This is a genomic window from Solibacillus sp. FSL K6-1523 (assembly GCF_038005225.1).
In the GTDB taxonomy this organism is placed as follows: Bacteria; Bacillota; Bacilli; order Bacillales_A; family Planococcaceae; genus Solibacillus.
On the sequence record NZ_JBBOSU010000001.1, the window covers coordinates 3,303,621 to 3,319,028 of the forward strand.

Annotated in this window: 16 protein-coding genes; 5 read left to right on the forward strand and 11 right to left on the reverse strand. The window is 38.9% G+C overall.

Features of this window, described 5'->3' with window-relative positions:
- Positions 1 to 23: 23 nt before the first annotated feature.
- The 5 genes from MHI10_RS15905 to acsA form a co-directional block, all read right to left on the reverse strand.
- Complete coding sequence (locus MHI10_RS15905; RefSeq protein ID WP_340787145.1) at positions 24 to 1,157, reverse strand: acetylornithine transaminase; 1,134 nt, start codon at positions 1,155 to 1,157, stop codon at positions 24 to 26.
- Complete coding sequence (gene argB, locus MHI10_RS15910; protein WP_340787147.1) at positions 1,154 to 1,930, reverse strand: acetylglutamate kinase; 777 nt, start codon at positions 1,928 to 1,930, stop codon at positions 1,154 to 1,156. Before argB ends, MHI10_RS15905 begins: the two co-directional genes overlap by 4 nt.
- Positions 1,893 to 3,116 carry a bifunctional ornithine acetyltransferase/N-acetylglutamate synthase gene (argJ, locus tag MHI10_RS15915; protein ID WP_340787148.1) on the reverse strand — a complete coding sequence of 408 codons (1,224 nt, stop codon included), beginning with the start codon at positions 3,114 to 3,116 and terminating at the stop codon, positions 1,893 to 1,895. Before argJ ends, argB begins: the two co-directional genes overlap by 38 nt.
- Before the next feature lie 38 nt (positions 3,117 to 3,154).
- Positions 3,155 to 4,189, reverse strand: a complete 1,035-nt coding sequence (gene argC, locus MHI10_RS15920) for an N-acetyl-gamma-glutamyl-phosphate reductase (protein WP_340787150.1) — start codon at positions 4,187 to 4,189, stop codon at positions 3,155 to 3,157.
- A 219-nt stretch (positions 4,190 to 4,408) separates the two neighbouring features.
- A complete protein-coding gene (gene acsA, locus MHI10_RS15925) occupies positions 4,409 to 6,136 on the reverse strand; it encodes an acetate--CoA ligase (RefSeq protein WP_445683190.1) in 1,728 nt (575 codons plus the stop codon).
- Positions 6,137 to 6,302: 166 nt separating this feature from the next.
- Here acsA and MHI10_RS15930 point away from each other — a divergent pair, with 166 nt between their 5' ends.
- The 4 genes from MHI10_RS15930 (at position 6,303) to MHI10_RS15945 (ending at position 9,301) form a co-directional block, all read left to right on the forward strand.
- Positions 6,303 to 6,935, forward strand: coding sequence for a GNAT family N-acetyltransferase (locus MHI10_RS15930; protein WP_340787151.1), 633 nt, complete (start codon positions 6,303 to 6,305; stop codon positions 6,933 to 6,935).
- Positions 6,936 to 6,960: 25 nt separating this feature from the next.
- Entirely contained in the window at positions 6,961 to 7,602 is a 642-nt protein-coding gene (locus MHI10_RS15935) for an acetoin utilization AcuB family protein (RefSeq protein ID WP_340787153.1), read from the forward strand.
- On the forward strand, positions 7,599 to 8,762 hold the full coding sequence (locus MHI10_RS15940; protein ID WP_340787155.1) for an acetoin utilization protein AcuC: 1,164 nt from the start codon (positions 7,599 to 7,601) through the stop codon (positions 8,760 to 8,762). Before MHI10_RS15935 ends, MHI10_RS15940 begins: the two co-directional genes overlap by 4 nt.
- A 125-nt stretch (positions 8,763 to 8,887) precedes the next feature.
- Positions 8,888 to 9,301 carry a universal stress protein gene (locus MHI10_RS15945; RefSeq protein ID WP_340787156.1) on the forward strand — a complete coding sequence of 138 codons (414 nt, stop codon included), beginning with the start codon at positions 8,888 to 8,890 and terminating at the stop codon, positions 9,299 to 9,301.
- Between the two features lie 107 nt (positions 9,302 to 9,408).
- Here the strand turns inward: MHI10_RS15945 and MHI10_RS15950 are convergent, their stop codons facing one another.
- From MHI10_RS15950 to MHI10_RS15960, 3 genes are all read right to left on the reverse strand, one after another.
- Complete coding sequence (locus tag MHI10_RS15950) at positions 9,409 to 10,401, reverse strand: S66 family peptidase (protein WP_340787158.1); 993 nt, start codon at positions 10,399 to 10,401, stop codon at positions 9,409 to 9,411.
- Positions 10,402 to 10,614: 213 nt separating this feature from the next.
- Positions 10,615 to 12,030 carry a hypothetical protein gene (locus MHI10_RS15955; protein ID WP_340787160.1) on the reverse strand — a complete coding sequence of 472 codons (1,416 nt, stop codon included), beginning with the start codon at positions 12,028 to 12,030 and terminating at the stop codon, positions 10,615 to 10,617.
- A complete protein-coding gene (locus MHI10_RS15960; protein WP_340787162.1) occupies positions 12,017 to 12,553 on the reverse strand; it encodes an RNA polymerase sigma factor in 537 nt (178 codons plus the stop codon). The genes MHI10_RS15955 and MHI10_RS15960 overlap by 14 nt, the downstream gene beginning before the upstream one ends.
- A gap of 601 nt (positions 12,554 to 13,154) precedes the next feature.
- Between MHI10_RS15960 and MHI10_RS15965 the strand changes: the two genes are divergently transcribed.
- Positions 13,155 to 13,340, forward strand: a complete 186-nt coding sequence (locus MHI10_RS15965) for a hypothetical protein (RefSeq protein WP_340787164.1) — start codon at positions 13,155 to 13,157, stop codon at positions 13,338 to 13,340.
- A gap of 55 nt (positions 13,341 to 13,395) precedes the next feature.
- Here the strand turns inward: MHI10_RS15965 and MHI10_RS15970 are convergent, their stop codons facing one another.
- The 3 genes from MHI10_RS15970 to tnpB form a co-directional block, all read right to left on the reverse strand.
- Complete coding sequence (locus tag MHI10_RS15970) at positions 13,396 to 13,695, reverse strand: hypothetical protein (protein ID WP_340787166.1); 300 nt, start codon at positions 13,693 to 13,695, stop codon at positions 13,396 to 13,398.
- A gap of 120 nt (positions 13,696 to 13,815) precedes the next feature.
- Positions 13,816 to 14,004: a hypothetical protein gene (locus MHI10_RS15975; RefSeq protein ID WP_340787168.1), complete on the reverse strand. Its 189-nt coding sequence runs from the start codon at positions 14,002 to 14,004 to the stop codon at positions 13,816 to 13,818.
- 112 nt (positions 14,005 to 14,116) lie between these two features.
- Entirely contained in the window at positions 14,117 to 15,277 is a 1,161-nt protein-coding gene (gene tnpB / locus MHI10_RS15980) for an IS200/IS605 family element RNA-guided endonuclease TnpB (RefSeq protein WP_340787170.1), read from the reverse strand.
- Positions 15,278 to 15,408: the final 131 nt, after the last annotated feature.

Below are 15,408 nucleotides of genomic sequence, written 5' to 3' on the forward strand. Positions count from 1 at the left end.
AATTTAAACCTCAGCAGATTTTATTATTTTAGAATAACTGATTTTAAAATAGCTACCGCCTCATCAATCTCTTGCTCAGAAACTGTCAACGGTGGCAATAAACGAATGACTTTCGGACCCGCTGCAACCGTTAGCAATCCTGCTTCATCGAGCGCCGTAATATAGGGTGCCACTTCCTCACCAAAGCCGAAACCTAGCATTAAGCCCTTTCCTAGCACTGAATATTTTTCTTCTGGGAAGGCTTCTTTCAGCTTAGTAGTCAAGTAGGCTGATTTTTGCTGCACTGTCGCTAAAAAAACCTCATTAAATACGTGATCAATTACCGTTTGCGCTACAGCTACAGCTAGTGGGTTTCCACCAAACGTCGTACCGTGCGTCCCTGCATTAAACGTATCGAATAAATCGGCTGTTCCTAAAATACCGCCGACTGGGAAGCCGCCACCTAATCCTTTTGCCATTGAAACGATATTTGGCTTTAGGACCGTTTGTTCGAATGCAAAGCGTGTTCCTGTTCGACCAATTCCTGTTTGCACTTCATCAACAATTACTAAAACATTTGTTGATTGCTGGATATCATGAATTGCCTGAGCAAATTCTGCTGATACCGCGTTTACGCCACCTTCACCTTGGATCATTTCGAGCATGATCGCAGCCGTTTCACCATCTACTGCTGCCTTTAACGCTTCTACATCGTTAAAAGGCAATGTAATAAATTCACTCACAAGTGGACCAAAGCCATTGCGTACTTTATCTTGCCCAGTTGCACTCATTGCACCGAATGTACGACCATGGAAACTTTTCTCGAACACAATAATTTTATGCTTACCAGTATGCTTACGAACGAGCTTAATCGCCGCTTCATTTGCCTCCGCACCACTATTACAGAAAAAGGCATACGACAGATGTAAATCTTTCACAAGGCTCGTTGCCAATTTTTCTTGACCTGGGCTTTCGAATAAATTACTAATATGCCATAGCTTTTCACTTTGTTTTTGAACTGTTTCAACAATCGCCGGGTGTGCATGACCTAAACTGCACACAGCAATCCCGCTCGTAAAATCTAAATAACGTTTTCCATTACTATCAAAAACTTCAGTTCCTTTCCCTTCAACAATCGCGATCGGTCTTCTTGCATAATTTTGAAATAATGCACTCATTGGATTAGCTCCTCACTTAATATAGTTGTCCCTGTTAACGTTTCATTTACAATTTGCACAGATGGAATTCCCGCTGTTAAGCAATTTAATGCTCCTTGCACTTTTGGAATCATCCCACCATAAATATGACCTTCCTCAATCCATTGCGCGATGTGTGTCGGCGTTACTTCTGTTTGGTATTCGTCATTAATACGGATTCCTGCGACATCAGTTACGAGTAGTAAACGATCTGCACCAACAGCTAACGCAATCTCACTCGCAACCGTATCGCCATTAATATTTAATGCTTGCCCTTCTTTCGTCGTGCCAATACAGGCAATGACAGGAACAATACCTGCTGCTGATAACGCATTCAATATACGTGTCTGAACGGATTTAACCTCACCTACATAACCATATGTAGATTCATCAAGAAAATTACATTCTATTAAGTTTCCATCAAAACCATTTAATCCAACAGCAGCAATTCCAGCCGCTGTTAACTCATGGACAAGTGCCGGATTTACTTTTCCGATTAACGTCGATTGGACAGTGCCAATCATTTCCTCGCTCGTTACACGTAAGCCATTAACCGTGTGCGATTCAATTCCTGCTGCTGCAAGCTCGCGATTAATCGCAGGTCCCCCACCATGTGTAATAATGAGTTGAATCCCCTGTTGCTGTAATGCTTTAAAATTACGAAAGAAGGCCTCGTTAAGCCCCTCTAATGTACTACCACCTAGCTTGATAACCATTTTACGAGCGGTATGATGCGTTGATTTGAACGTAGTCATAAGTTAAATCACACCCCCATGCAAAGCCGTGCCCTTCTCCTACTCCGAGTGACACGTAAATTTTTACTTCATGTTGCTTTAAAATTTCAATCAGTTCTTCTTCTGAGAATTTAATTGGCTCACCATTTTCAACCATTGTAGTGCCGCCAATTTTAATCGTAATTTTTTCAGGGTCTACTTGTGCACCCGAATAGCCTACCGCGCAAATAATGCGTCCCCAGTTTGCATCACAGCCAAATACCGCTGTTTTTACAAGTGGTGAACCAACAACTGTTTTTGCAATTTTTCTTGCTTCCTCATCTGAAATGGCCCCGTCTACTTCGACCTCAATCAATTTCGTTGCACCTTCACCATCACGGGCAATCGATTTCGCTAAATCTTCTGCTACAAGGCGTAGTGCTGTATAAAAGTTTTCCCAATCTGGATGTGCAGGTGTTAACGTTTCATTTCCCGCTAAACCATTTGCCATCACAATAACCGTGTCATTCGTCGACGTATCACCATCTACTGTAATGGAATTAAATGTGCAATCTGTCACACTTGATAATGCTTTTTGTAATTCATCCGATTCAATATTAGCATCCGTTGTAATAAAGCCTAACATCGTCGCCATATTCGGTTCAATCATTCCTGAACCCTTTGCAGCACCTGAAACAAGCACCTCTTTGCCATTAATTACAGTTGCGTACGTCGTATTTTTCATCACGGTATCTGTCGTCATAATTGCTTGTGCAAAATCAATGCCGTTTTCTAATTTTGAATCTGGTATTAATAGCTCAACACCTTTTTGAATCGGCTCCATTTTCATAATTTCACCAATGACACCTGTAGAAGCAACACCTACTAAGTAATTTTCAATGCCTAGTTTTTGGGCTGCCAGCTGTTGCATTTCATAAGCATCTGCCACTCCTTGCTTGCCGGTGCAAGCATTGGCATTTCCTGAGTTCACAATCATTGCTTGCATTTTTTGTGTATTATAAACAACTTCCTTCGTCACTTTAATCGGCGCTGCTTGCACAGCATTTGTCGTAAATACACCTGCAACACTTGCTGGTACCTCACTTACTAAAATAGCTAAATCCTTTTTCTTATGCTTGAGACCGCAATGAATCCCCGCCGCTATGAAGCCTTTTGGTGAAACGATATTTTTACTCGATAATTTTTTCATTTCAATTGTTGATGCCATTTAAAATTCCTCCTCAGGATAATGTGCTCTTTGATTAACTAAATAAAATACGGAATGAGATCCAGTCCTGTTTTTTGTGGGAGTCCGAACTGAACATTCATATTTTGAATCGCTTGCCCCGCTGCCCCTTTGACTAAATTGTCAATGACACCAATAATCGTTGCTCGATTTGTTCGTTCATCAAGCTTTACTGAAATATCACAGTAATTGGACCCTTTTACTCGGTTCGTTCCGATAGAAGATGCTTCCTCAATTACTCGAACAAATGGATGGTTCGCATACGTTTCCTTTAAACAATTCACTAATTGCTGCTGTGTAACGCCCGTGCGAACTTGTGCATAGGACGTTGTTAAAATTCCGCGTGTCATCGGCACTAAATGGGTGTTAAATGTAATTTTTGTATCCACATGTGCAAACATTGAAATCGCCTGCTCAATTTCTGGAATATGTTGATGTTCATTAATTTTATAAATGGAAAAGTTTTCATTTGCTTCACTAAAATGCGTCAATTGTGAAGGCTTATTCCCTGCCCCTGAAATCCCACTTTTTGCATCGATCACTAAAAAGCTTGGATCAATCAAATTCGATTTAATTAACGGTAAAAGCGATAGCAATACCGCTGTCGGATAGCATCCTGGATTGGCAATGAGCTCTGCTTGCCCGATTGCCTGTTCATTCCACTCTGTTAAGCCGTACACACTTTGTTGAATAACTTCTCCGGGTGCTGCCGCCTTTTTATACCATGCTTCGTAGCTCGCAACATCTTTTAAACGAAAATCTCCTGATAGATCAATCAACTTTGGACCTGTTCCTACTAATCGTGGAAAAAGATTGCTAGATACGCCAGATGGGGTACTTGCAAACACGACATCGAACTTAGCCAATGCATCATAATCGATTTTTTGTAATGGCTGATTATACAAATCGGTTAAATGAGGGAACTTTGCCGAAAAAATGGTTCCTTCCTCCGAAGATGTAAATAATGCAATATCTTCAACTTCTTTATGATTATGCAAAAAACGTAATAATTCTAAGCCACCGTAACCAGTAGCCCCAATAATTCCAACTTTCATCACGCCACCCCAATATTTCATTATCGTTTTATTCAATCGATTGTATTTTTATTGTGCTTTTATAAAGGATAAAAGTAAGTATAAGTTATGTATATTTATTTAGTCAACTGTATTTTTATATAAATATTAATAATTCTAAATCTTTCACAACTGATGTAACAAAAAAGAAGCCCTATGACGACATAAGACTTCCTCTGGTATTCAAGTATTTACGCACGGTTAATCTTCCATCGTAGAAAGGTCTCCTGTTGGAAGGTCTAATTCCCACGCCTTTAACACACGGCGCATAATTTTTCCGCTACGTGTTTTTGGCAACTTGTCCTTAAATTCGATTTCTCTCGGTGCCGCATGTGCAGACAAGCCCCTTTTAACAAATTCACGAATATCTGCTTCTAGTGCTTCTGAAGGACCTACCCCTTCTCGCAATGAAACGAACGCCTTAATAATTTCCCCGCGTACTGGGTCAGGTTTTCCAATAACACCCGCCTCTACAATATCTGGATGCTCAAGTAATTTGCTTTCCACTTCAAATGGGCCAATACGTTCCCCCGCAGTCATAATGACATCATCCACTCGACCTTGGAACCAAAAATACCCTTCCTCATCCATATAAGCCGAGTCGCCAGAAACATACCATTCACCTTTTAAGAAATAAGATTCATAACGTTCTGGATTGCCCCAAATTTGACGCATCATTGCCGGCCATCCTCTACGAATTGCTAAATTTCCCATTGTATATGGTGGTACTTCATTTCCTTGGTCATCCACAATCGTCGCAAAAATGCCTGGTACTGGTTTCCCCATTGAACCCGGTTTAATATCCATCGATGGGTAATTACAAATCATATGCCCGCCTGTTTCTGTCATCCACCACGTATCATGTATACGGTGATTTAACGTCTCAATCCCCCATCGTACAACCTCTGGATTTAACGGCTCCCCAACCGATAACACATGACGTAACGTAGAAAGGTCAAATTGTTCAAGTACGTTTGGACCTGCCCCCATGAGCATTCGGAATGCAGTCGGTGCGCTGTACCATACTGTAATCCCGTATTCTTCAATCGCACGATACCATGCTTGCGGACTGAAACGACCGCCGATAATCACATTCGTAACACCATTTAACCATGGACCAAAAATACCATATGCCGTCCCCGTAACCCAACCTGGATCCGCTGTACACCAGTAAATATCATTTTCTTTTAAATCGAGTACCCACTGTGCCGTTTGATATTGCTGTACCATCGCATAATGAACATGTAAAACGCCTTTTGGTGCTCCAGTAGAACCGGATGTATAATGTAAAATAGAGCCATCTTCCTTATCCATCCACTCAATTTCAAAGTTTGAAGAAGCTTCTTTAAATTTACGATTAAAGTCAATAATGATATCGGTTTCTTCGACATTTTCCCCAACAACGAAAACCGTTTTTAAGTTTGGTAATTTATCGATTGGAATCCGATTTAATAAAGATAGTGTCGTCACAATCGAAACTGCTTCACTATCAGCTAAACGGTCATATACTGCCCCTTCCATAAACGCCTCGAATAACGGACCAACAATCGCGCCAATTTTTAAAGCGCCAAGCAAACTAAAATATAGTTCCGGTGTGCGTGGCATAAAAATAAATACGCGGTCCCCCTTTTGGATATTCGCTTTTTCTTTGAAAATATTTGCCGCTTTGTTCGAGTTACGCTTCATATCATAGAATGAATACGTCTCTTTACGTACACGATCATTATAAAAAAGAGCGACTTTATTTTTGCGGTGCGTATTTACATGTCGGTCAATTGCTTCATACGCAATATTTACCTTTCCTGTTTCGTACCAAGAAAATGCCTTCTCCGTACTAGCCCAATCGTGATTCGCCGCCGTTTCCTCATAGTTTAATAAACTATGTTCCCCTGGAAGTGCAGCTAGTTTCTCCAATGTTTTCATCCCCATGAAAAATCCCCTTTCATTTTGAAACATAATATTATTTTACATGAAAGTAATTTAAAATGGCTAAATATTTTAAATTTTGTGACAATTTAGTAACTTTTAACAAATTTAACCGTATTTTCGCGTAAAATCCTGTATAATGAAATTATAACGAGCAGGTGGTGTGAAAATGAAGCATGTAAAAAAATTTTACAGCATTGAAATGGATACAGAAAATGGTCAAGTTTTAGTTGAAGGTCCTGTTCCCTCTGAGCAATTAGCTACTTATGAATTACACGAAGACCTCAAAGCATTTAGACCTTCCAAACAGCAGCATGAAGCACTCATCGGAATTGCCGAACTTGAAGAAGGGCGAATTATTGTCATTCGGCAAAATCATCTCGTCGTCGGCTATGTAACCTATCTTTATCCCGACCCACTCGAACGTTGGGCAGAAGACCGGATTCCAAATATGATTGAGCTTGGGGCAATTGAAGTGATCCCTTCCTTCCGTGGGACAGGGTCTGGTAAGAAATTGCTTGAAGTGTCCTTTATGGATGATGCTATGGAAGATTATTTAGTCATTACAACTGAGTATTACTGGCATTGGGATATGAAAGGCACTGGTTTATCCGTTTGGGATTACCGCAAAATGATGGAGCGGATGATGAGCTCTGCTAATTTTGAATATTATGCAACGGATGATCCTGAAATTACTTCCCATCCAGCGAACTGCTTAATGGCACGAACAGGTTCACGCGTTCAAACCGATACGCTTGAACGTTTTGACAGACTGCGTTTTAAAAGTCGTTTCATGTATTGATTCTTATCACAAAGGGGATTGAATAATGATTGTCGAAGAAATTATGAATACGGAAATACATACACTGTCGCCGAACAATACAATTCGAGAAGCCTATCAATTAATGCGTGAGCACAAAATCCGCCATTTACCAATTATTGATGAGCAAAAATGTGTAATCGGTATTATTACAGAACGCGATATTAAAAATGTTTACCCAGCTCGAGAGGTACCAGATTCTTCATTATTTGATGCGCCAATCGATAGCATTATGACGAAAAATCCAATTGTTGGCCATCCTTTAGATTTTGTCGAGGAAATCGCCCTTACTTTTTATGAATCTAAAATTAGTTGCATGCCGATTGTGACAGCTGGCGAACTTGTAGGGATTGTCACAACAACAGACTTACTGTATACCTATATCGAATTAACTGGTGCCAATAAACCTGGCTCTAAAATTGATATTCGTGTTACAGATAAACCTGGCATGTTATTTGAGATTTCAAAAATATTTAATGATCATAAAGCAAACGTTTTAAGTGTTTTGGTCCACCCAGATGGTGAAAGTACGAATACGCGTATTTTAAGTGTCCGATTACAAGTTATTAACCCACTTTCAATTATTGAAGATTTACGTCAGCAAGGATACAATGTGCTGTGGCCAAATCTTCCTGGCGTCACGCTATGAAAAAAGCGGTTTTTGTATATTCACCAGACCAATTAAATTACAAATTTTCGGACACACACCCATTCAACCATAAACGATTACACTTAACGATTGATTTATTAAAAAATATTCATGCACTAAGCGATGATGATATTATTCCAGCACGCATGGCAACAGATGAAGAAATCGCACTAGCACATGATCCGCAATATATTGAAATCGTCAAAAAAGCGGGTCACGGAGAGTTAACTGCTAAACAAGGGGAACCTTTTGGTATCGGGACAGAAGATACACCGATATTTCCAAATATGCATGAGGCAAGCGCATTACTTGTGGGGGGTACACTCCAGGCAGTAGATTATGTTTTGCAAGGAAAAGCACAGCACGCGCTTAATCTTGGCGGAGGTTTACACCATGGTTTCCGTGGCCGCGCTTCTGGATTTTGCATTTACAATGATAGCAGCGTTGCAATCAAATATATTCAAGAAAAATACGGTCTACGTGTCCTGTATGTAGATACTGATGCACATCATGGTGATGGGGTACAATGGTCATTTTATGATGATCCGAACGTTTGCACATTGTCTATCCATGAAACAGGTCGTTATTTATTCCCAGGTACAGGAAATATTACCGAGCGCGGCAACGGTGAAGGTTATGGTACTTCTTTTAACTTCCCTGTTGATGCATTTACCGAGGATGAGAGTTTTCTAGATATATATGAGCAATCGATGCGTGAAGTATTCGAGTTTTTCAAACCGGATGTGGTACTCACTCAAAATGGCGCAGATGCTCATTATTTTGATCCGCTCACGCACTTATACGGAACGATGAATATTTATAGAGAAATCCCAAAGCTTGCACATAAGCTCGCACATGAATATTGCGGGGGACGATGGATTGCAGTTGGTGGGGGTGGCTATGATATTTGGCGCGTTGTTCCACGGGCATGGTCTTATATTTGGACGGAAATGACGGATCAACAAGAACCATCCGGATCTTTGCCACAAGCTTGGCTAGATAAATGGCAACCTGAATCTCCCGTACCACTTATTCCTACGTGGGACGATCCCTTTCCGCTTTATGAGGCAATCCCTCGAAAGGCAGAAATCCAAGAAAAAAATGCACAAATGCTTGCGAAGGCACTACATATGATTCGCACTGAAAAGAATCGATCATAGTAAATGACTGGCTATACACTCTTTCGACAAAGATGGTATAGCTTTTTAATTAAAAAAAGAAGAATGACCCAAAAATATTCAACCTTATACTATAATAGCATCATACTAGAATAGGGGGATTTTCCATGTATAAACATATTTTACTTGCAGTTGATGGTTCAGATAATTCATTCCGCGCAGCACAGGATGCGGTAAATATTGCAGCAGCCGATTCACTCATTGAGATTATTTCAGTTATTTCAACAGAAGGTATTACTTCACAAGCTGTTCATGCGGGTACTTTAGATAATCTAGAGCAAGATTACCGCGTAAAGTTTGCCCGTGAAGAAGAACTTGTAAAGAATAATCATGCCAACTATAAAGTCGTAATTGCCCATGGTCATGCTGGTCGCATGATTTCAAACTATGCGAATGACAATAAAGTCAATTTAGTTGTCATCGGATGTCGCGGACTAAACCCAATGCATGAGATGGTATTTGGCAGTGTGAGTACATATGTAACGAAAAATGCGAACTGCTCGACTTTGTTAGTGAAATAAAACGCCTAGACGGTTCCAATTGGATCATAAAACACCTTTACCACATTCACAATTGATGCGGTAAAGGTGTTTTCTTTTGTTATGTATTTAGCAAGAATGTCTAGTCATTATATCCATTCCTCAATACATAGAACTTTATTATGATAAGTATCGATTCGCACCTTTTTACCGATGGCTAATGGAATCATCGGATGCGTATGACAACTATCAAAATTAGCGAGTATTGGTACATGTTTTCCATCCAATTGCTCTAATAATAGATCTAGTGGCTTTCGTCCAGTTCCTAAATCATTATATTGTTCATACTTTCCAAGAATAATACCGGAAACCTTATCAAAAATACCGTGAAGCTTTAGCATAGCAAGATTTTTTTCAACTGTTGCAGCATCTTTTGTAGTATCCTCTATAAGTAAAATATCACCTTGTTGAACTTCAGGAAAATAAGGTGTGCCAATAAAGCCGTACATTGCGTTGTTATTTCCACCAATTAATCGACCTTCTGCTATGCCCTCATTTATACCGAGCCATTTATTTTCATATAATGTCTTTTTTCCGGTATAGTCTAGCCAATTAACTTTTTCATCTGACCAATATTTCGGCATTTCAAGTTCATATGGTATTACTTGCGGAACACAAAAATATTTTTCAAAATAAGAATATGTGTCATGTACGAGTGGCTCAAACTCACCAAAAGAAGCCACAAGCGATGGACCATAGTATGTCGGTATTCCTGTTTTCGCATAGAGCGCCAGTAAAATAGCGGTTGCATCTGAATAACCAACGACTAATTTTGGATTTTTCTTAAATGCATCATAGTCTATATAAGGCAACATACTATTAGAATTTGTACCACCTATCATCGAAATAATCATTGAAATGGATGGATTTCTAAGCAATTGATTTAATTCTGCCGCTCTTTCTTTAGGACTTCCTGAGCGATACATATCACTTTTACCCGTTAAATTACCTTCAACAATATGAAAACCTTTTTGTTCAAGATATGCCTTACCTCTTTCATATCTTTTTTTCGCTGAAACAGATGCTGCTGAAGAAGGCGAAAAAACACCAATTTTATCACCGTATTTTAGTGGATTTAGCACAATTGAATCCCCCTCGTATTCATTTTCGTCTCACCATTATACATAATAAGGGAGTATTTTGCAGAGGTATTAATATAATTATGGAGTTCAACATGATGCAATATTCAATATCAGGAACAAGCGAATGTATAATGTTAAAACCCTTGATTTATCCGAAATCAAGGGCTTTTAATTTATCGAAATGGAGCTTTTATTTTACTATTAATCATCTTGTTATTTAATCGGTATACGTATGCCATTTACAATAATCACTGTAGCTTTAGTAACGTCGAGCGGTTCCTCCGTATTCCAACTTGCATCGAACGTAAATTTTTCAGAGCTATAGCCTCCTGAACCACCTTCCAATAGGATAATACCATCTACCGTTTCAACTTCGAGTAACATTTGACTAGCCATGGAATCCTCCCCTTTAAAAGTACCAATTACTTGTACCCCTAGAGGACTGAGCGTTAAATATTCAAAAAGATGATCTTCAACTAAAATATTACTTTTCCAAGTATGCATATCAGAATTCGGATTACTTAAATTTGCTGCTACTTTCCAGTTGCCTTCAACCCCTGCATGAACGAAACCCGAATAACAAATAGCATATTTACTCAAATCTTCACTTTTTATAGAAAACACAAATTCTTCATATTTATACTGAACATCATCAGAACCGTAATTTTCAGCATCAAGTATATTATTTCCCTCATCTGCAAGAAATACGTTACTATAATCAGCATTTTCTAAATTACCATCCGGACCCTTTAAAGTAAGATGGGCATCACTAGGACCAAATTCCTTAGGGAAAACCTTCCCTATTTGCACATGCAGTTTCCCATTTATTACACCAATCGCTGAAACCCATTGATCTTTTTCACCATGAGGCATGTCTGCATAATTTCCTGGCACAAGTATGTCCTTTAAAGAGGGAATTTCATCTCCCTTAAATGTCTTCCCTCCCCAAATTTGTGATTCTTTAATAGGCTGTGTTTCCGCTCCTTCAACTTCTGCAAGTGCTATGGAAATCGGTGTGTCTGTATATCTATTTTCATCAAAGTAAATGCGAGAGCTGTCAACTTCCAGTGGATCTGCTAATGGTGAGTTTGGATCAGCCGTTATATTATACTCATAATAAACTGTATTCGTATCTTCATTAAAATAAAGCATCTTTTGGCTCGTTGACAAGCTGGAAAAACCCTCTTCATTTTCATGCATTTTCACACTGAAGCCATCTTGAAAGTTCGTCTGTTCCGTCAACCTATTTTGACCTGTTATATCCTGAAGCGAAAGGTAAATAATTGCCTGATTATCATATTTTTGCGCACCTATTACTTCCATTCGGATTCCTTTGTCATCTATTTGGGCTTCAACTGGCTCAATTACCTGACTAAAAGAAGGATTAAACCTTTCGATAAACCAATCAAAGTTTCCTACTGCTGCAGCCGTTACACTAACAACTAACATTAACGACATGACGATCGCTGCAACGGTCGGCCTTGTCCACCTTCTATGCTGTTTAACAGGTCGAATCGTACTTTCCTCATGCAACCTACTTTTAACCTGTTCTGTAAGTTTACTTGCATCCACCTTCATCTCAGAAAACATCTTATGTATTTGTTGTTCGTCCTTATCAAATTTGCCCATAGTTAGACTCCTTTCTACCATATTCAACATTAAGATATTTAACTAATTTATCCTTTGCCCGTTGATATTGTTTGCGTAATGCAGCTGGTGAACTTCCTGTAAGCTCGGCTAATTCCTCGTAGCTTTGTCCATCCATAATCCTTCCATATACTAAAACACGTTCTTTTGGCTTTAGTTTCTGTAAAGCACGCATCGTTTCGTCACTGAAACCTTTATCATTCTCAGGTACCACGAATTCGCTAAGAATTTCATTGAAAAATAGGAACTTTCGCTTTTTAATTTGATTTAAACAGCGATTATATGTAATTTTATACAACCATGCGGATAAGTTATTACCATCAAACATCACACGGTTTTGATAGGCGGAAAGAAAAACTTCCTGTACAATATTTTCCGCTTCATGATAGTCACATAGTATTGCCGTTGCATAGCGAAGCAGTTTTTCACCATAAAGGTCGATTATTTCTTCCAATTCCTCTTCTCCGCCATTAACGAACATTTCCCCAATATCAATTTCCTCCACAGGCTCACCTCCCCTTATTATCCTTATAACAATTCATAAAGCTGTTTTGTGACATCATTTTTATTTTTAAGTAAAAATTTATTATTTGAAATGAAAATGGTTTATGTACATCGATTACACTAAAATAGCCAACCCCTTGATGGCAAAGGGATTGGCTATATAGGTCCAACTTATGAAACTAACATCCCTTTAGAATGAAAATCTAAATCAGGATACGTCGCCTCCCACGGCAGCGACGCACTCAATTGAGGTAGCTTTTATAGAACGGAAAACTTTTTTAGGAGCTGGCCTGCTACATGCGCACACAGATGAGTCGTACAGATTTGTACAACAAAGCTGTGCGCCTCATGTGCTTAGCCAGCCCAACCTAGCGCATATTTTATGAGAATCCTTATTAGAATTCTTACAATGAAAAGATAGAAACTTTTGTTGAACTTATATATTCAAAAAGTCTTTTCATCTTCAAGTAAATGTTATTCCTTACCTTAGATTTATCGAATTTCAACATCGGTGACAAAATTCGACATTTATCAATATAGTAATTGTAATTGGATGTTTCGTTTAGCTATGAATTGTTTTCAATTAAGCGAGGTGTTAGTGAATGAGAAACAAGCTAACTTCATTATTAGAAGTAAGGAAAATTATTGCGTTAGTTTCGGTATTATTATTCTTTGTCCTTTCGGTGATGGGCGAGCTAGAAACGAATTTTATTCAAACAGTCATCATTTCAATTGTTTCATTTTACTTCGGAAAAACCGCTGCGATTAATGAAAAGGGCGAGAAGTAATTGAGCCACGCCATTACATCTCTTCCTAATGGCGTGACTTCGTGATTTACTACAATCAAACATGTACTTTCATGACGATTACACTAACATCTGTAACCGCTTCAAGACTATGCATTTCTAGCGGCTCCATCATTAAAAAGTCGTCATTCGTTAACAGATGGTCCACGCCTTCTACATTAAGTTTTAGTTCACCTTTTTGCACATTAATGACAACAATATCTTTCGCATTATGCTCTGGGATTTGTTCTCCAGCGCGCAGTTGAATATTTAAAACGTCCATTTTGTCATGAGTAACGATACGACTTACCTTTTTTGCGTGTTCTGTTAATTGATTTTCAATGTGTATTTTTTGCATAAACCCACTCCTAATCGTATGTTTTTTCAGTTAATTCAATTATAGGCTCCCTAAATTTCCTCATCAATAATGAAATCGCATAATATAAGTCTATTCATCGACTTTCTAGTTGATTAAAATTCAACCAAGCAAATTCGTGATAATTTCTTCGTTCGTCATTTTAATTGATTGTGGTAAATCTTCACGAATTGATTGGAGACCGAAATAATAAGTAGTATCTTTATCTTCATAAGTATTGCATTGAACCTTCACTTTTTCACTAAGCAACCGACCAACTAATTCTTCAATAAATTCACATTCCTTCACCATATCTACCGCACCTAAATGAAAGATCCCGCTAAGTTCATTTTTGAACTACTCCCACCTACGCTATCGCTTAGAGGAGGGAGATTCTTGACTGAAACCCCTTTTAGATGGAGATTCACCGAGCAATCCCCGTAGTCCCTACGGTTTGAAGCCTTAATGCTTCTTGTAGAATATTGATGCTTGCGTTAAGATCTCGGTCATGTTGCGTATGACAGTTTGGACACGTCCATGTTCGGATAGCGAGATTCTTTACGGCTTTATGTTGATAGCCACAATGTGAACAAAGCTGGCTGGAGGCAAATGTTTTACCTACTCGAATCACCTGTTTGTCGTGCCATTGTGCTTTGTACTCGAGCATATGCGCGAATTCTGACCAGCCCGCGTCACTAATAGCCTTGGCAAGTTGGGGATTCTTTTGCATCTTACTAACACGCAAATCTTCAATTCCAATGATGTCGTGATTTTTGACAATTTCAGTGGATATTTTGTGTAAGTAATCGTGCCGTGCATTGTGGATTTTCTCATGAATTTTTGCTACTTTTATGCGCTGTTTTTGATAGTTTTTCGCTTCATCTAATGGACAGTTTCGTTTGATTGCCCCCTCTTTTTTACAGGCTAAAATGCGTTGTTCTTCTACTAATTTTTCCTCTAGCTTACGGAAAAACTGCGGGTTGGCGTAGGTTGTACCATCAGATAATTTCGCGAATTCTTTGAGACCAACATCAATGCCGACATTTTTCATTGTTTTTGGGTATGCTTGGACGTCCGTTTCAGCTAAAACTGCGATGAAATACTTACCTGTGGGGCTTCTTCTAATGGTTACGCTCATGATTTTCCCTGTAATTTCTTTGGATTTTGCGAATTTCACATGACCTAGTTTTGGGAGTTGGATGCGGCCTTTGATTATTTTTATATTATCATTCGTCATTTTTGTCGTATAGCTTTGTGTGGGGTTTTTCTTCGATTTAAAACGCGGTGCTTCGTTTTGTTGTTTGAAAAAACGGTCATAGCTATCCGCTAAATGTCGTACTGTTGTTTGAAGGGCAATGCTATCTACTTCTTTTAGCCAGCTTGTTTTTTCTTGTTTTTTTAATGTTGGCAGCATCGCGGAGCATTTTCCATACGACAAGCCTTTACCTGTTTCCTTGTATGTGGCTTGCCACTCAGCAAGACAATGGTTGAAAATGTAGCGACAACAGCCTATTGTTTTATTAATCAATGTCGTCTGTTCCTTTGTCGGATAGAGACGGAATTTATACGCTTTATACGTCAACAATCGGTTCACCTCCATTTCTTACATTCTATCAAACAGAATATACGTTCGCAAGTGTAAGAAAAAACTTTAGGCTACCGCCTACCGACATTCATCTCCCACTTACTTATTGGGCTATGCCCTACACATTCCTT